Origin of the sequence: Octadecabacter dasysiphoniae (assembly GCF_021532615.1) — a bacterium.
Taxonomy (GTDB): Bacteria; Pseudomonadota; Alphaproteobacteria; order Rhodobacterales; family Rhodobacteraceae; genus Octadecabacter; species Octadecabacter dasysiphoniae.
In genome coordinates, this window is sequence record NZ_JAKGAQ010000001.1 from 50,189 (window position 1) to 68,121 (window position 17,933).

At 55.3% G+C, this 17,933-nt stretch carries 16 protein-coding genes; 14 read left to right on the top strand and 2 right to left on the bottom strand.

Annotated elements, in window-relative coordinates; genetic code table 11:
* The 5 genes from argE to L0664_RS00265 all read left to right on the top strand — a co-directional run bounded on the left by argE (position 1) and on the right by L0664_RS00265 (position 3,170).
* Positions 1 to 1,155 (top strand): acetylornithine deacetylase, encoded by a 1,155-nt coding sequence (argE, locus tag L0664_RS00245; RefSeq protein WP_235223612.1) that lies wholly within the window; start codon positions 1 to 3, stop codon positions 1,153 to 1,155.
* Positions 1,156 to 1,367: 212 nt separating this feature from the next.
* Positions 1,368 to 1,592 carry a hypothetical protein gene (locus L0664_RS00250; RefSeq protein WP_235223613.1) on the top strand — a complete coding sequence of 75 codons (225 nt, stop codon included), beginning with the start codon at positions 1,368 to 1,370 and terminating at the stop codon, positions 1,590 to 1,592.
* Between the two features lie 51 nt (positions 1,593 to 1,643).
* A complete protein-coding gene (locus L0664_RS00255) occupies positions 1,644 to 2,177 on the top strand; it encodes a TetR/AcrR family transcriptional regulator (RefSeq protein ID WP_235223614.1) in 534 nt (177 codons plus the stop codon).
* An 84-nt stretch (positions 2,178 to 2,261) separates the two neighbouring features.
* A complete protein-coding gene (locus L0664_RS00260; RefSeq protein WP_235223615.1) occupies positions 2,262 to 2,666 on the top strand; it encodes a nuclear transport factor 2 family protein in 405 nt (134 codons plus the stop codon).
* A gap of 93 nt (positions 2,667 to 2,759) precedes the next feature.
* Positions 2,760 to 3,170: a hypothetical protein gene (locus L0664_RS00265; protein WP_235223616.1), complete on the top strand. Its 411-nt coding sequence runs from the start codon at positions 2,760 to 2,762 to the stop codon at positions 3,168 to 3,170.
* A 61-nt stretch (positions 3,171 to 3,231) separates the two neighbouring features.
* Here the strand turns inward: L0664_RS00265 and L0664_RS00270 are convergent, their stop codons facing one another.
* Positions 3,232 to 4,368: an aminotransferase class I/II-fold pyridoxal phosphate-dependent enzyme gene (locus L0664_RS00270; RefSeq protein ID WP_235223617.1), complete on the bottom strand. Its 1,137-nt coding sequence runs from the start codon at positions 4,366 to 4,368 to the stop codon at positions 3,232 to 3,234.
* 32 nt (positions 4,369 to 4,400) lie between these two features.
* Between L0664_RS00270 and L0664_RS00275 the strand changes: the two genes are divergently transcribed.
* A complete protein-coding gene (locus tag L0664_RS00275; RefSeq protein WP_235223618.1) occupies positions 4,401 to 5,354 on the top strand; it encodes an ornithine cyclodeaminase family protein in 954 nt (317 codons plus the stop codon).
* A gap of 264 nt (positions 5,355 to 5,618) precedes the next feature.
* Here L0664_RS00275 and L0664_RS00280 read toward each other — a convergent pair whose 3' ends face one another.
* A complete protein-coding gene (locus tag L0664_RS00280) occupies positions 5,619 to 7,232 on the bottom strand; it encodes a hypothetical protein (protein ID WP_235223619.1) in 1,614 nt (537 codons plus the stop codon).
* Between the two features lie 151 nt (positions 7,233 to 7,383).
* Between L0664_RS00280 and L0664_RS00285 the strand changes: the two genes are divergently transcribed.
* The 8 genes from L0664_RS00285 to L0664_RS00320 all read left to right on the top strand — a co-directional run bounded on the left by L0664_RS00285 (position 7,384) and on the right by L0664_RS00320 (position 17,923).
* Positions 7,384 to 8,505 (top strand): phosphatase PAP2 family protein, encoded by a 1,122-nt coding sequence (locus L0664_RS00285; RefSeq protein ID WP_235223620.1) that lies wholly within the window; start codon positions 7,384 to 7,386, stop codon positions 8,503 to 8,505.
* A complete protein-coding gene (locus L0664_RS00290; RefSeq protein WP_235223621.1) occupies positions 8,502 to 10,667 on the top strand; it encodes a S8/S53 family peptidase in 2,166 nt (721 codons plus the stop codon). The genes L0664_RS00285 and L0664_RS00290 overlap by 4 nt, the downstream gene beginning before the upstream one ends.
* Before the next feature lie 168 nt (positions 10,668 to 10,835).
* On the top strand, positions 10,836 to 11,345 hold the full coding sequence (locus tag L0664_RS00295; RefSeq protein WP_235223622.1) for a hypothetical protein: 510 nt from the start codon (positions 10,836 to 10,838) through the stop codon (positions 11,343 to 11,345).
* Between the two features lie 35 nt (positions 11,346 to 11,380).
* Positions 11,381 to 13,369: a phosphatase PAP2 family protein gene (locus tag L0664_RS00300; protein WP_235223623.1), complete on the top strand. Its 1,989-nt coding sequence runs from the start codon at positions 11,381 to 11,383 to the stop codon at positions 13,367 to 13,369.
* Between the two features lie 182 nt (positions 13,370 to 13,551).
* The gene (locus L0664_RS00305; protein WP_235223624.1) at positions 13,552 to 13,980 is read left to right on the top strand and encodes a hypothetical protein; all 429 of its coding nucleotides are present in this window, start codon (positions 13,552 to 13,554) and stop codon (positions 13,978 to 13,980) included.
* Between the two features lie 612 nt (positions 13,981 to 14,592).
* The gene (locus tag L0664_RS00310; protein ID WP_235223625.1) at positions 14,593 to 15,054 is read left to right on the top strand and encodes a (2Fe-2S)-binding protein; all 462 of its coding nucleotides are present in this window, start codon (positions 14,593 to 14,595) and stop codon (positions 15,052 to 15,054) included.
* Positions 15,055 to 15,057: 3 nt separating this feature from the next.
* Positions 15,058 to 17,292 carry a xanthine dehydrogenase family protein molybdopterin-binding subunit gene (locus tag L0664_RS00315; RefSeq protein WP_235223626.1) on the top strand — a complete coding sequence of 745 codons (2,235 nt, stop codon included), beginning with the start codon at positions 15,058 to 15,060 and terminating at the stop codon, positions 17,290 to 17,292.
* Between the two features lie 10 nt (positions 17,293 to 17,302).
* Positions 17,303 to 17,923: a hypothetical protein gene (locus L0664_RS00320; RefSeq protein ID WP_235223627.1), complete on the top strand. Its 621-nt coding sequence runs from the start codon at positions 17,303 to 17,305 to the stop codon at positions 17,921 to 17,923.
* Positions 17,924 to 17,933 lie beyond the last annotated feature (10 nt).

Consider the following 17,933-nt stretch of genomic DNA (forward strand, 5'->3'; position numbering starts at 1 on the left):
ATGACGGATATCACCAGAACGCTGGAGATTTTGGACAGGCTCATCGCCTTTCCGACGGTCAGCCGTGACAGCAACCTTGATTTGATCGACTGGGTTCAGGACCTGCTGCAACAGGCAGGTTTTGACGTCACCCGCATCTGGTCACCGGATCGCAACAAGGCAGGATTGTTTGCACGTATTGGCCCCAAAGTGGCCGGCGGCGTCTGTTTGTCCGCCCATACTGATGTCGTGCCCGTGGATGGCCAAAATTGGACACGTCCCGCATTTGAACTGACAGATGAAGGTGATCGCGTCTACGGGCGCGGCACGACGGATATGAAGGGTTTCCTTGCCTCTGCTTTGGCGCTGGCCGAACGCGCGGCAACGACGACGCTCAATGCTCCGCTCAGTCTGTCGATTTCCTATGACGAAGAAATCGGTTGCGTCGGTATCCGCCAAATGATGCCAGAGTTAAAAGGCCTTATCGGCAAGCCCGGCCTCGTGATCGTGGGTGAGCCGACATCAATGTTGGTCGCAACCGGTCACAAGGGCAAAACAGCCCTGAAGGTGACGTGCCATGGCGAAGCCGGACACAGCGCGCTTGCGCCGCAGTTCGTGAACGCGATCCATGTCGCATCCAGTTTTGTGCATCACATCCGAGAGCTACAGGATCTACTTGCGCAAGGTCCCCGCGATGACGGCTACAGCATCCCGTATTCCACGGTGCATATCGGGAAAATTACCGGTGGGCGGGCGCTTAACATTGTACCGGACAGTGCACAGTTGGACATGGAGTTTCGCCATCTTGCCGAAACACTAGCAGACGACATCCGGCGCAAAATCGAGGATGTCGCAAAGCGAGTGTCCGTGGCCTTCCCTTCCGCGCACCCCATTACCGTTGAGGTGGTAAATTCCTACCCCGGTTTGAACACCGACCCGTCTGACACATCCGTGACGCGGGCCGACAGGCTGGCTGGCGGCGTAGGAGTCACAAAAGTGCCCTTCGGGACCGAAGCGGGGTTCTTTGCGGACCTTGGCTTGAACACTGTTGTGATTGGACCGGGCGATATGGCATCTGACGGACACAAACCGGATGAGGGTTTGAACAAGGCCGAGCTGAGTGCATGTGACGCCATGATGAGCAATATCCTAAAGACGCTGAGGACTGGCTGCTGACGTATGGGAAAGAGCAATATGCACGGTTTAGGATTGGCAGAGTTCTGTTTGACACATTAGATCAGCATTTTTTTAAAACGCTTTGATACGCTTCATTAACGGACATCCGCTGCGACACGGCAAATTGTCGATTTGGGCTTTTCGGGGCCGAATGCATTTGCAGAAATGATGCGTGGTAGCGCCTTTTCACGACAGCCATTCAGCTCAATGCGATGGCACTTATTCATTCCGACGAACCAGTGTTGCGGGGATTTACCGCAAGACAGGCAGCAATCGCGCAGTGCATCGACATCTACGCCATGTCGGTGGCCGATACCTACAGTCTGCCGATTTCGAAAAGACCTGCGACAAAGCAGCGGCGAAAGCGTGTTTCTACTTTAGGCACCGTCCACGAACTCATTCGCCTTGCTTGGTTGAATGTGGGTACATACATGTAGGTAAATAATTACTAATTTTTCTTCCATAAACTCCGGCTGAGGACTTACCCAATGTCTGATACTCGCACCCGTATTCTTGATCTTGCCAATCAGCTTACCCAGTCCAGGGGTTTCAATGGGTTCAGCTATCTCGACCTCGCAGCCGAGATTGGGATTAAGAATTCGAGCATCCACTACCACTTTAAGGCCAAGTCGGATTTGGCATTGGCCATGGTCGAGCAGCACCGCAAAACGACCGCAGACTCGTTTGCGCAGCTCGACCATCAGTTCGCGCGCCCTCAAGACCGTCTTACCGCTGTCATACAACATTTTCAGGCGGATCTACGTGACGGAAAAATCTGTCTTTGTGGCATGATGGCGGCTGAGTTTCAGTCCATCAGCGTAGACGTCCGACGCGAGCTTGCTCTCTATTTTCGTGGATTTCAGGATTGGTTGTCAAAACAGTTTTCCGAATTGGGTCACCAGAACCCGCCCCGCGCGGCATTGCAGTTCCTCAGCGCCCTTGAGGGGTCGCTTTTGCTGGCCCGACTTCAGGGTGACGTCACGATCGTCAGCCAAGCCCTTGACGGTTTCGTGAACGGGTGACGTTCATTTCACTCTTGTATCTACATACATGTAGGTAGATATGAATTGCACAGTTGATTTAATCCCGAACCCTTGGAGACCCCCATGACCAATCTGTCCCAAATTAACGACGCTGACGAAGCCCACAGCTTTGCAGAATACAAAGCCATCGAAGCCGCGCTAAAGCCCTACGTCGATGCTGCAAAATCCGGTGACGGTGCTTTGTCGCGCAGCGCCTTTATGGACCATGCCCATATCGTAGGTTCCATCGCAGGCACCTATTATGACATGGATGCTGACACCTTTGGGGATGCCGTGTCCGAGGGCGGCCCAGCCCCTGATGTTCAAAGCCACATCGCCTGGATCAATGTATCTGGCCCCGCTGCGGCAGCGCGCGTTGAATTCCTGAACTGGGGCGGCATGCGCTACACCGACTTCTTTGTCCTCTATAAAAAAGACGGCGTCTGGAAGATCAGCAGCAAAGTCTACGACTCTCACGCAAAAAACTGAGAACGGCGTAGTCCGAATTCTCCTCGCTTTTGTTCGGGAGGCATGCCAATACGCGCCGCCCCGGATCAGCCCCCTCATTAAGGAACACCTACAATGACTTTTAACGAAGCCGTTGCCACACATGCCCCCGCTTGGGTGGGCATCTGGCTCAACATCATGCTCTTGGGCGCAATCGTGCTGCCTTTGGCCCTGTTTATCTGGAAATCCACACGTTGGACCGCAGTGTTCACCCTGATCGCCGGTGTTGTCGGCGTGGCCGGTGTGATGGCCCTGTACCAGCAGTTTGGCTACGTCAAATTGCTTGGGTTGCCCCATATCATCGTGTGGTCGCCGCTAGTGATCTATCTGATCCATATGCTGCAGTCCGAGGAACTGGACCGTGCACCACAGATCATCATCGGCATCGCGATTGCGGCGATATCAACATCACTGGTGTTCGATTATGTTGACGTTCTACGCTACATCGCCGGTGAACGCACGCCGCTGGCAATGCCTGCTGCGTAGGCCGAGCGGCAATAAATTTCGAAGGGCGCAGTACAATTCTGCGCCCTTCGCATGACGCGATCTATGTCCGATTGCGCGATAGATGTGCATCAAGCGCTGTCAACCCTTCGTTAAGGTTTGTACGGCCAAATCCCAAACGTAGCCGGTCCGTCGGCGTTGCCCCCAGATCGGAAGAATAGATCGTACTGGGAAGGAACAGAACACCGCTTTCCTCAACCAGCGAGGCGCAAAATGCCTCAACCCCATCGGCCCCCTTATAACGGGGAAAGGCCATGCAGGACCCGTCGGGTCGCAGCCAATCGAAAAGGTCGGGGTAGCGGGCAAAGAACGCATCCCACTTCGGCAGATTTTCATCCACGATGGCACAATTTCGCGCCAGAATGCGGCCCTTGTTGCGCAGCGCGATCATCGTCAACCGCTCGCTCGGGCCGGAATTGCAGATCGATAAGTAGTGCTTCAGCCGCTCCATCTTTGAGATCAGCTCCGCATCCTGACAGGCAATCCAGCCGATCCGCAGCCCCGGTAGGCCAAAAGATTTCGACATCACATTCAGCGACAGACCCCGTTCATAGACGTCCGCAATAAAGGGCAGATGCTGCGTTCCGGTTTCGCCCAGACCGTTGAAAATCTCATCATGTAAGATGTAGATGCCATGTTTGCGGCACAGCTCAACCAGCGCCATATAGCGGTCCAGCGGAAGGATCGCGCCAGTCGGGTTATGGGGGAAATTGATCGTCACCAGTTTTGTGTTGGGACGAATGGCGGCCGCGACGCGGTCAATATCCAGCGACCAGTTGTCGTCTGGATCAAGGGGTACACCCGTCGCGTCACAAATCGCAACGGGCAGCGTTTCGTGGGACTGATAATTCGGCGTGACCACAATCGCGTGGCTGTCCTGATCAAGGATCACCTGATTGGCGGCAAAAATGCCTTCGCTGGCACCGGCAAAGCACAAGACATCGGACGCGGTCTGATTTTCATAAGTCGCGGCGATTTCCTCGCGCAGGTCGGGCGCGCCGAAAGTTTCGGTATAGCCAAGCCACATTCCTTCAAACGCCTCACGTTCTTCGGGTGATGCCATTGCCAGCAGATCGCGCATCGACATGGCCTCAGCGTCCGAAGCCGTCATGTGGTAACGCGCCTTGAATTCCCACTTGGAGAAATGCGTTTCCAGTCGAAAATCAGGTAATGTCGGCATAGGGTTGCGGGACCTGCTTTTGGAGTTTGTGCATGATTAGCCTAACGCGCCCTGAAATCGAAGCGCTTATCGATCTGTCAGCTGCTGCCACTGCGATTGAGGACGCCTATCGCGCGGCAAGTTCGGGGCGTATTCGATTGCCACCGGTGGGGCATATTACCTTCCCGGATCATGATGCGGACTGCCACATCAAATATGGTCACATGCAGGGCGACAGCACATTCGTCATCAAAGTCGCGACCGGATTTCCGCACAATGGCAAACACGATCTGCCCAGCGGCAATGGCATCGTTCTTGTGATGTCGGCAGAGACTGGCGCGGTAAAGGCCATGTTGCACGATGAAATGGTTCTGACTGATGTTCGAACAGGCCTTGGTGGTGCCATCGCCAGCCGGGCCTTGGCCCGCACCGATAGCAAAGACGCCCTGATTGTTGGCACCGGACCACAGGCACGCCGCCAAATCGAAGCGCATGCAACACTGTTGCCCGGATTGTCGTTTCGCGTTTGGGGACGGGACACAGACAAGGTTGCACAGCTTGTGCGTGACATGTCGCACGTCTGCGATGTGACGCCTGTGTCAGACCTAAAAACCGCAACCCGAAACGCAGACGTCATTGTCACCGCCACCGGATCCTCCGCTCCCCTCCTGATGTCCGACTGGGTCGATGCCGGAACCCACATCACTGCCGTGGGGGCTGACGCGCCCGGAAAGCAGGAACTGGACGTGGCGTTGGTTGCGCGGGCCGACCTTTTGGCGGTTGATCTGGCATCGCAATGCCTGGACCACGGTGAGGTTTGCCATGCCGCCCAACTGGGCCTTATCAGGCCGGATGACGTGACCGAAATCGGTACGTTGTTGCAGACACCTGAGCGCGGTCGGAATGATGAACGGCAAATCACAATCGCCGATCTGACAGGCCTCGCGGCACAAGACATCGCGATGGCAAATGCCGTCCTGACGGCTTGGCGGGGGCAAAATTTGTAGAATTGATCGATCGACCTTTTCTAACATGGGTTGAAAGGGGCCCGACTGGTCCGAACACCACACCGCCTGGCCGGAAAACCCCGCACCCTATTGGCGCGTCGAGATATGGAGGCGCTCGTGAAGCTGGATCAAGCGGGCTTTTGCTGCATGTATGCAAATGTCTGGTTCGGAGACCAGTTCACCAAACGGTCATTTTCGGGAAGTCAAAAGACACCAGAAATACGATCGTGATACGGCCTCGTCAGCATGTTTTGAAGTTTCTGTTTAAGTCAGATCAAACAAGGGCGAGAGATCCAGATTCTCGCTCCGAAACAGCAATGATGCAGGATAAGTCTTGTCGCGCAGTAACCTGTCGACAGAGAAATCTGGTTCAAGTTTACGGAGCATTTCGGCGGCATTCATGGCCTCTGCTAATTTGCCTTGGCTCGCGTAGAGCGCAACGAGATAACGCAAAGGCGGCCGGAAATTCGGGTGCTGTTCGTGCGCAGATGCAAACGCGCCAAGGGCCTTTGTCAAATCACCGCTGAGCAGAGCTGTCGCACCTTTTTGCAAATCCCACCAAAACCGCCGCCGCGAATTGCGGGTCATCTGGCTGCCGATGAGGGCGTTTTCTTGTGCCCGGTCCAAATCCCCAGCGTAAAGGGCCGCTGAACTGAGTGACCAACGCGCGAACGGATTGAGCGGCTGTAAGTCGACTGCGGAGGCGGCAAGCTCTCCCGCGCGCTCCACATTGCCTTGCAAGAACAGCGCTGCGTTCGCGCCCGCAACTTTTGCGCTGATATTGAAAACGTCGACTTCTAGGGCGCGCCGTGCGAGCCAATGCGCCTCTTCGGTTAAACCTTCGCGGTCATCTATGTGTCGTTCGGCGAATTGGATCGTCCTGATCTGGGCACGCCATGCTAGGGCTGTGGCAGATTCACGGGATTCTATGCTTGAAATCAAAAGCTGGTCGGCTTCTTGGATTTCCGCTGAATTCATCGAGAAAATCTTCTTCAGGATTGCCTCAAGCGGGAGCTCTTCGCCCCCATTGTCAATTCGGGCGGCATTGTAGACGGCCTGACCGATGGTCTCGGTCAAATTGCTTACGGCCTGCGCAAGGTTTGGGTCTTCTAGGAAATGCAATCCGATCGTGTTGAGCCTGCGCGATTGTTCCCAAATCCGGTCACCCGTCTTCCCGCGTGTCAGCGACATGCGCAAACCAAGGCTTGAAGGCGGAAATGGATGTGCGTCGATTTCAACGAAGAAGTCTGAATCTTTGTTTGCGGCCTGATTGAACTGCGCAATTGCCGCCACTTCGACTCGTGTGTCACTGCTTTCTCGGACAAGGGCGGCAGTTTGATCGGCGATGGAGGACGAAATCCAATTCGTCATCGGGTCATCCCCTTGCCGCACCAAAAACCTAATAAGAGGTTTTCGCAATGGCCGTATTGTCGGCTCATCCGTTTTTGGAATTGGGGTGGGCTGCGATCTGTTTGAGGACAGCCAGACATTGAATTCGGAATCCCTAACGTCAATCCCTTCGAGGAATTCATCACCCGTTTGAGGCGTTAGTGAAATGCGGGATTGATCGAATTTCACCTGAAGCCTGTCGGACACTAGAATATCTTTGTGAGAGCCGAGAGCGCGGCGAAGTTCGCTAAGCGCCTGGCGCAGGCTCGCACCGCTTTGTTCGGGCGCGCGGTCTGACCATAGTTTGTCCTGAAGCCAAAGACGGCCGCGCTCGCAGTGATCTGCCTGCGCGATCAATGCGGCGAGGCCTTGCGCCTTGGCGCTACGCGGCGTCAAATCCTCGCCCGTGGGGGACGTTATTCGAAATCGCCCCCAAAGCGTAAATTGAACGCAATCGGACCCGACCGTTTTTGAATTCAGGCGTGTCATTCGCTCTATTCCCCCCGAACCACTTCGATCAATTCAATGAATTTCAGTGGTCTTTCGTAAAACTATCGTGAAATTCGCGATCAGGTCTACTCAAACTTGATTGTCGTGAGACTCCGCCCAAACTGAACTTCTAAACATTTAGGAGGGTGATATGATTTATTTTGGCGGAGCGACGGGTGGTGCAATTGGCGGTGCCACTGGAGGAGCCACTGGCGGTGCGACAGGGGGTGCAACTGGCGGTGCGACAGGGGGTGCAACTGGCGGTGCGACAGGCGGCGCAACAGGGGGCGCAACCGCGCAGCACGCAGGCAGCCCGGCGTCATCTTTGCTGAGCACGGCATTGGGCACGTCGCGCGATTCCATTGTCGGCCATTGGAACGGTGGTTATGATGGCGTTGTTATTGCCAACCCCGAAATTCCAACGGATCTGTCCTATCTAACCGACAGCACCAAAACGGTGGTACTGACATCGCATCTGGCGAGCATGTTTGTCGTTGACGCACAGATAGCCGCGCCCGATGTCGCAACGGCGACTATCCATTTTCAAGGCAAGCCCTTCATGACGCTTGAGCGGCCCGACATCGCCGTTTTCATAAATCAATTAAAATGGGTGCGTGCCTATGCGGATTTGCGCCTTGATCGGTTAGCAGAAATTCAGGTTCAGCTGTTCGACATCATGTCATTTTTCGGCACGATCACACAGATTGCAGATGGCCGGCGCGAAAACGTCAAACGGTTGCTGCAAATTACGCAAGGCGTTTGTATTTCCGTGGAACAGCAGGTCAAACATGGGCTGCGATCACATCGACCCATTGATTTGTCCAATAACGTGCAACCGATCATTCAAACACCGGATCATTCCAGTTTCCCATCGGGCCACGCCACAGAAGCCTTTGCAATTGCCACTGTTTTGCACCGTTTGCGCACCGGTGCCGCACCGGACCCGCTTGCGATGGAATTTCGACTGGCGCACCGGATTGCTGCAAATCGCGTCGTGGCTGGTGTGCATTTTCCCGTGGACAGTATCGCAGGCGCGCAATTGGGCTGCCGTATCGGGGAAGCAATAGCCGCCGCCGCGCAGGAGAAAAGTGGCGTTAAGGCCTTGAGGGCGGGGCAGGTCGCTTTCCCCAAAGACTACAATGAGGACGCAACCCTTGCGACCATGTTTGAAGACAGCTCCTATGAAGGTGCGGCAATTGCGATTGCAGATATTAAACCGTCCAAGCTGGTTGCCGATTTGTGGGGCGCCGCGCTTGAGGAGGTCACACCATGAGCGCGGACCGCGACTGGACATCTTTGCCAGCCAGACAGACGCCTTACACCAATTGGTTTTTCGCCAAAGAACGCGACGTCTTTTACCAGACCGAAAGGGGGGAGCCATCGGACGAAAAAAACGCCTTCACGGCGAAAGGTTTTGACACGCAAAGTTTTTTGACGACTGGCGGGCGAGAGATTTTACGTAGTCTGGGAATCCGCCACACTGAGGGCGGTGGCCTTGCGCCCGAAAATGTTGAGGCCGACAGCATTCCATTCCTGTCTGACAGCGTTGATCCCGTCGCAACAAACGTCAATCTCAAGACCGAGCCTTTGCCAAATATCGAAAGCCTTGCCCAAAGGTTAGATCCCAATGCCGTTTTGACAGGTGTGATTGACGTCGGGATATCGCCGTTTCACGAACGATTTAGGGCGAGTTCGCGAACAACTCGGATTATCACCTGCTGGCAACAAGCGGGCCCGTGGGTTGAGGGATCACATTTGCCGTTCGGGTCTGAACTAACAGCATGCGACATTGATGGCGTGTTGGAAGGGGATCCGTTTGACGAAGAAACCGCCCTGCGCCAGCATCACGTGTCGCGCCCCGAGGTTCTGTTTGGCCCGCGTGAGGTTGATTTTCGCGCAGCACATGGCACCCACATTGCGGACTTGGCTGCCGGTGCTGTGCCGTCTGCCAAAAAGGGCGAAAAAATCAAGAATCCCATCCTCGCCGTGAATATGCCGCCGCGGTATAGCCACGGAAGTGCTGGAAATTTCCTTGAGTTTTTTGCGTTCGCTGCCGTTGTGCGCATTGTTGAGTTAGCGGATCAACTTTGGCAGGCGGTCCACAAAGACAAACCCGGCGGGTTTCCAATTGTTATCAATCTGTCGTTTGGGATGCAGGCGGGGGCGAAAGACGGCTCCGCAGCATTTGAGCGATTGGTGCAGGACCTGGTTTCAAAAAGAGGCGCACCCACCGACATCGTTATGCCTGCAGGCAATGACAACCTAAACCGTGGAACAGCCCGCGCGCTGGTGGGCGCAGATGAAAACACGCAGCGTTATGTCGGTCTGGAGCCAGAAGAAAAGTTGTTGTTGGGGTGGCGCGTCCCGCCAAGCGATCGATCGTCCAATTTCTTAGAACTTTGGTTTCCGGCGATGTCTCCTAACCGTAACGATATTGAATTTCGGGTGACTCAGCCGGGTGTCGAACCGAACCCAGATCAGTGGCACAAAGTGATTGGGTCAACGGATTTGGGGAAGCCTGAAAACCAGTTCATGGACATATTGCAGGGCGCTGTGCGCATCTACCGCATGTCCCATGATCAAGATGGTTCCACTGAAGTCCGCCCGCAGATCGTTATTGGTCTGATGCCGACAGAATTCTTTGGCAGTATGGCCACTGCCGCGCCCAGTCTAGCACCTGCAGGACTTTGGACACTGGAGGTGCGTGGAACGGGCGAAGCGGTGAATGTCTATGCGCATATTCAGTCGGACCAAGACATTCGACCGGGGCGAGGACGTCAGACGATCCGGTCATATTTTGATCTTGAACTCTATGACACACATACGAGTCTGCAAGATGGCAATGACACGGTTCCAATCGGGATGCCAAGAGACAGTGTTTACCTTTCACGGGCCTTCGAAGATCGTTTTACGCATTTGGACAATTGGCGAAAAGAAGGCCCTGTCCAGCGCAAAGGCACAAATAACTCAATCGCGACGACGCCGTCTATCATTGTCATCGGGGCGTTTCGCGTGTCCGACAAAACGGCGACGGTATATTCCGCAACCGTCGAGGATGAGCGGTTCCAAGAAGGGCAATCGCTTGGCCGTGAGACCCCTGTGATTGAGGCGCTTTTGCCTGGCGATGACAGCCCCATGCATCTTGGAATGCTTGGCGCCGGGAGCCGAAGCGGCTCTGTTGTGGCGCTTCAGGGCACGAGTTCATCTTCGGCGTTGGCAGCGCGGGCCATTGTTGAATGGCGTTTGGACGCCGAGGACAGGCGACAGGGCCAAAGTCCGCAGAGCTTTTTCAGCACATTGGTTGATCATGCAGGGTATTTTGAAAAAGCCCCCCTTAAGGTCGGCAATGGGTTGATCTTGACCGAAACAGAATACGATCGACACAGGGCGCGTCTGACCAGCGTCAAAAAGGAATCTCTACATCCCAGCCCATAAACAGGGGCAGACTCGACCAAATGCTATACCCGATTGCTGAAACCGGTCGGGTGTTTTTCTTTAGAAATTCCTAACCCGTTTCGGTTTTCACGGATCATTCACGCTCCACTTTCGCTGAGTTCACACCTGCTTCCTAGGTTCGTCACATGACAACCAATGGAGGATGGAATGAACTTTAATATCGCTATGCACAATGCGCTGCGGACCGCAGCCTATGAAACACCCGCGCGCACGGCCGCGCCGGTATTTGAATATCTGATTGTTCAAAGGCCTGACGCGGAAACGATCACGATTTCTGACGCAGGGCGCGCGCCTGCAGACAAGCCTGCAAAGGCGCCAGACACGTTGTCGGCAAACAACACACAAGTCGGCACGCTGATCCGGCGCGACGCAGAAGCGGGCACCGAGACCTTCATTTTGAACCGGTTTTTACCACGCGGCGTTGTTCTGCCCCGCAGTGAGGCGTTCTTTCCGGCTGATGGTTTTGTTGTGCTGAGCACCAAAGATGGCCGCCCCTTTGTGTCGGTGTCTGGCCGTCATGCCCATGCGCGCGAGATCGCAGGCGGGCGCTTTGTTGCGATTGATTTCCCTGGAGAACCAACGTCATCCGCATCTGCCTTCACCTGGCATTTTGAAGCCAGCTACCTGCCTTGGGTGAATGAAACGTCCGAGGTCTAAACCCCATAAAACACAACACCTGACGGAGAGAGAATATGTCACTGGATGATAAAACAACACGACCGACACTGGACGGGGTGGACCGGATTGACGAAGCCATTGAACGCCGCGCCGCCATGACCAGAGTGTCCGCGAAGCGCCCTTTGCGCAGCGTGACCTCAAACAAAGAAGAACAGCTTTATTCAAAAGCTCAGCCTTCCAACTTTACCAAAGGCCTGGAACACAACGACTACGGCCTTGTGGAGCGAGAGCAATACGAAGCTTTTGTCAAAGATCTGACGTCGCCGAACCCGAAAATGGATGGCCCGCAACACACGGGCGGGCGGCGCTGGGAAAGCCCGCTTGCAGGGCATTACTTTGAAAACGAAGGACCGGACCCTGCGCAATTCACAATGGCCCCAGCCCCCAAACTGGGTGACAGCGAGCTGTGTTTCGAAATGGCATCGGTCTATGTGATGGCACTGCTGCGCGATGTGTCATTTTCCGATTTGTCCAATCCGGAATTTAAGACTGAATGGGTCTATCCAGACGGGCACCCGAAGGCTGGTCAAAACGCCACAATCCAAGATTTTGTTGATGAGTTGGGCAAGCTGTCATGGGCCAATCCGAATGAGACACCACGCGGATTCAATTCAGGTTTCTTGACCGATCATGAAGTGCGGCGTCGAACTGCGCTTTGGGGGAGCGCCGGACAGCTTGACGTCGGGACGGTGTTTCGTGGATCGACGGCCGGTGCAAAAACGGGCCCCTATCTGTCGCAATTCCTGCTTTTGGGCACCGGTGATCGCGCCGGAAACACGGGCAATATCCTGAACGGTCTGATCACCTACGGGGTCCAGACCATCGATCAAAGGATCGCACGCAACACTGCAAAGATCGACTTTATGCAGACGTGGGAAGACTGGTTGGCAGTCCAAAACGGGGTGGATGCAAAGTTTACGGATGAGCATTGGCGCGACTGCAAGGGCCTGATGGCGACCCCGCGCGATTTGGCGACCTACGTGCACTTTGATCAATTGTATCAGGCCTATCTGAACGCTGGCATGATGATCGACATCCAAGGAGGCAAGGTTGACCGCGGTGCTCCTATTCAAGGCGTGCCGGAAGAGGTTGATGGTGTCCCCAAAGACTCAAAGCGCGGTGATACGTCCCAAGGGTTCGCCACGTGGGGTGGGCCGCATATGCTCAGCCTTGTGACCGAAGTTGCAAGTCGCGGGCTTCGGGCTGTGCGTCGCCAGAAGTTCCAGCTTCACCGCCGGGCGCGCCCCGAAGTCTTGGCCGCACGTCTGGCACAGGTTCATGCGGGTGCGCACAATGGGATAGACAAAGGTGCCGTAGAGCAGATCAAGTTGATGCTGGGCGAGCTTGGGGCCGGTAAGCCTGCGGACGATACAAAGCCAGGCGTGATTTTGCATTGGATCAACCAAATCAATGCAGCACCTCTGACGATTGCCGGAACTGACCACGCTGACGCCAATTTCTTGTTGCCGATGGCGTTTGCCGAGGGGTCCCCGATGCACCCGGCCTATGGTGCTGGCCATGCCACGGTCGCAGGTGCCTGTGTAACGATCCTCAAGGCGTTTTATGACAAGGGCGAGACGATGAAAGGACTGTTTGGCCTGGACACGTTCTATCAGACGAACCCCCATATGGACGGTCTGGTATCCGCAGGCGCCATGCCACAAGACACACTGGTCAGTGATGAGCTGGACAAACTGGCAGCTAACATCGCGATCGGGCGCAACTGGGCTGGTGTGCATTACTACACCGACTACTACGATAGCCTCCGGCTGGGTGAGCGGATCGCGGCTGGTGTCTTGGAAGAACAAATGCTGACCTATAACGAGCCGGTTTCGCTGACATTCAAAGACTTTGATGGTCACGAGGTCGAAATTGCGTTCAAGGGCGGCAAGGGTGACACGCCAACCTTGACCTCAAGCGATGGCGGTGACTGGTGGTCGCGCCCGGTAGAGGGGTTCTACGACACGTTGGTGGCGGCGGCCGACGATACGCCGTTGGATTAGGCATGACACCCTAGCCATCACCAAACCCCATGCCGGACCCGTTCTTCTCCCGACGGGTCCGGCGCAATTTTTCAAAATTCTTCAATATATCTAAATGAACGGAGGACGTCATGGAAACACGATCAAAACTCACAGCAAGTCTTTTAGGGGCCCTTGTGCTTATCGGAGTATTCCAAGCCCCAATGGTCGACCTTTTGGAACTGGATGCCACTCAGGCGATCACCGCGGGCGCGGCCAACATCATATTGGTCTTTTTTGTACTGGCGCTTTTGATTGAACGTGCGTGCGAGGTGGCAATGAACTTGCTAACTGCATCAGGGGCCGTACCCGCAGAACGCGCATCCGAACCCGGCAATGCAAAGTCCGATCGTAAGATGGTTTCGATATTTGTGTGTTTGGCTTTTTCTATTGTGATTTCGCTCGCTGGCGTCCGCCTTGTCGAAATGATCTTGGATCTCGCGGCAAAAACCGTTTTTCAACCGAATGGCTATTTCAAAGCTGCGGACACGCTTTTGACAGCACTTGTCATTGCGGGAGGCTCAGACGGCTTTCACCAGATCTTACGCCCATTGCTTGGCGACACCTCAAACGCCGAACCCAAACCCGAGTAAAGGAAAACACATGCTGATTGGACACAGATAAATCCGGATGCTGACCACAAGGCGGTGGTATATTGCTGACGCCGCAACGCGTTTCGGCTTGGGTGTTTATCTAAGCGGCGAGCCAGATTTTTGTCTCCTCTCGCAGCCCATCACAGACGGCCCGAGGTGTCATCATTTAGTTCTTCTTTGAAAGTGCCTCTCTTAGAAATACCGGCAACGGTTGCCGCATCATTCGAGGTCAGGCCGTGTTTTGCATACCAAGCTTTAACGCTTGTCGGTGACGCCTGATGATGGGCAATCGAAGGCCATTCGTAAGGGTGCAGTTCATTGCGCCGCAGTGGTCGTCGTTAGATGGGCCAGACCGAAAGCCAGTGTTGAACTTAACATTCCGTTTCTCCGTTTTGATGTATCCTGCCCGCAGACATGACGCACGGCGCGAAAACGAAAACGGTTCTGCACCAGTGGCCAGTTTTGTTGCACCATCGGATCTTTGATCACATGAAACGCCGTCGTCGATTGGTAAGCCTTGAGCACGATCGTTGAATTGCGGGTTTACAAAATCGACAATTTTGTAAATAGTTCGGATCATCAGATATCACCCGACAAAAAGGAGAAGCCGACATGGAAGTTCGCGTTAACGGGAATACCCATGAGGTCGATGTATCGGCTGACATGCCACTTCTTTGGGTTCTGCGGGACGAGTTGGGTATCACAGGGCCTAAGTACGGGTGCGGAATTGCGCAATGTGGTGCCTGCACGGTTCACGTTGACGGGGTTGCGGTGCGGTCGTGCCAGTTGGCTGTTGGTGATCTGGCAGGTGGCGAGGTTTTGACGATCGAAGGACTGGGAACGCCCGACACGTTGCACGCAGTTCAGGAGGCCTGGATTGAACATCAAGTCGCGCAATGCGGGTACTGCCAGTCCGGTCAGATTATGCAGGCGGCCGCGCTTCTTGATCGCACGCCCGCGCCGTCAGACGATGTGATCGACGCCGTTATGTCCGGGAACCTATGTCGCTGCGGAACGTACCCTCGTATCCGTGCCGCTGTGAAAACTGCGGCAACCAAATTGCAGGAGGTGTAGGATATGAGCCGCATTGGAACGATTGCGCGACGGACATTCCTGATTGGCACGGCGGCAGTGGCCGGGGGCGTGGCGTTTGGGACGTACCTCGTGAAACGCCCGACAGAAAACCCTCTGCTTGATGACATCGCGGACGGCGAAGCGGCGTTTAACCCTTGGGTGATTGTGAATGCAGACAGGGTCACATTGATCGCCCCACACGGCGACAAAGGTCAAGGGATTCAGTCCTCACAAGCCGCATTGATCGCCGAGGAAATGGACCTTGAGTGGGGTGATTTCGATGTGAGCTTTGGCATGCCGTCAAAGGCGTATTGGAACACCGCGATGGCCGGAGACGTCGCGCCGTTTATGTCGACTGACGAAAGCCGCCGCGCCGAAACTGTGCGCGGAATCATGGGTGGGATTTTCAAGATTGTCGGGCTGCAAGGCACAGGCGGGTCGACCTCGATGCCTGACAGTTTCATCAAGTTGCGCGAGGCAGGTGCGATGGCGCGCGAAACGCTAAAACTCGCCGCATCCACACGAACGGGCATCCCTGTCGCAGACCTGAAGACCAAGGGGGGTGCGGTTGTTCTGCCGGATGGAACTGCGTTGAAATACACAGAACTTGCCGCGGATGCAGCTGGCCTCGAGCCTGTTTCTGGCACGCCTTTGTGCGACCCGAGCCGCTGGCGTTTAATCGGCAAACCGATGGAGCGATTGGATATCATCGCCAAAAGCACCGGAACGCTGGATTATGGGATCGATCTCGTGGTGCCCGACATGGTGCATGCCACCGTGTGTGTGAACCCGCGTCAGGGCGGATCACTGATCAGTTACGACGCGACCGCTGCGCGCGACATGACCGGTGTGCTGGACATTGTTGAGGTGACGAATGGTGTCGCCGTAATCGCCACAAATACATGGTATGCCATCCAGGCGGTCAATGCTGTCGAATTTGAATGGGGCAAGGCGCCCTATCCGCCCGAACAAGAACAGCATTGGGAAGCCGTGGAAGCAGCATTTTCCGAGGGCAGCCTGGACAGCGAATGGCGCAATGACGGCGACTTTGGTGCCGCAATCGGCAGTGTTATTGAGGGCGAATATCGTTCCCCCTACGTCGCGCACGCCCCGCTCGAACCTTTGAACGCAATCGTACACGTGACAGATGATCAGGTTGAGGTCTGGAGCGGACACCAGACGCAGGGTATGTTGGTGGACGCAGTCGCAGGTGTCACAGGCCACAGCGCGGATCAGATTACATTCCATAACCAATGGATGGGCGGAAGTTTCGGGCACCGCCTTGAATTGGAACACATCAAACAGGCCGCAGAAATCGCCAATCAAATGCGTGGGACGCCTGTCAAACTAACATATTCACGGGAAGAAGATTTCGCCCATGATTTCCCGCGACACATATCAATGGGCCGCGCCCGTATGATCATCGCTGACGGTAAGGTGGAAGGAATGGATCTGTCCATTGCTGCGCCGTCTGTGATTTCGTCGCAAATGGGGCGGGCAGGATTATCGGTCCCGGGCCCGGATTCCCAAATTGCGGCTGGTGCCTGGAATAATCCCTACGATATTCCCAACTACCGTATGCGTGCCTATCGCGCACCTGAACTGGCGCCTGTTTCATCTTGGCGCGCTGTCGGTGCGAATGCAGCAGGGTTTTTCTTTGATACCGCACTGGATGAGGCGATCCATGCCGCTGGCGCTGATCCGCTGGACGAACGTATCCGCCTTATGGGCCATGATGTCAGCCGCAAGGTTCTTGAGGCCGTCGGCGAAATGTCGTCTTGGGGTGGTGAACTTGGCCCCAATAAGGGGCGCGGCATTGCTTACGTCGAAAGCTTCGGTGTCCCGACGGCAGAAGTTGTCGAAGTAACCAACACTGAAGCCGGGATCAGGATCGACAAGGTTTGGATCGCGTTGGATGTGGGTACGGTCGTTGATCCTGTCAACTTCGAAAATCTGGTTCAGGGCGGTGTTATCTTTGGTCTTGGGCACGCGATGAACAGCGAAATCACCTATTCCGATGGGATCGCGCAGCAATCCAACTATCATGACCACGAAGCGATGCGGCTGTTCCAATGCCCTGAAATCGAAGTGCGCGGCCTCGAAAACGCAGAGCACATTCGCGGTGTCGGGGAACCACCCGTTCCACCAGCGGCACCCGCGCTTGGCAATGCGATCTTTGCCGCCACGGGTCAGCGCATCCGCGAGTTGCCGTTCAACAAACATATTAATTTCGTATAGGGCGCCGCTGATGAAAAAGATCATACTTTTCGGTGCCCTGCTAGGTGTCGCAACCTTTGCCTTGGCGGAAGACGCCGCCGTGATTGATCCCCCCATGGAAGGGTCGGTGACTGTTCAGCAGGGTCTGGATGCATGGAGCCGTATTCATGACGTTGTCAGCCATCCACGATGTGCAAATTGCCACACAGGCCCATCGGACCGGCCGATGTGGTCTGGCCCTTCATTTGGCGCACCCCGCCAGCACGGGATGAACATTCGGGCGGGTGAAAGCCGGATGGGGCTGGAATACCTGCAATGTTCGTCCTGTCACACGACCAAGGATGAAAACTGGGACAACGCGAACGCAATGCCCCATGCCGCCCCGCGGGTTGCGATGGGGTGGGCGCTTGCTCCGATGGAGGCGCATTGGTTTGGTCGAACTGCCGAACAGATATGTGCACAGCTACGCGATCCCGAACAGAACGGCGGGCGCGATATGATCGAACTCGCCGAACATCTAAACCACGATTTGATTTTACATTGGGCTTGGGCACCCGGAGGAGGACGGGAACCCGCACCTTACAGCCTTCAAGAACACGTTGACGATCTGTTGGATTGGGGTGTCGCCGGCATGCCCTGCCCGCAAGACTAGGGAAGACAAA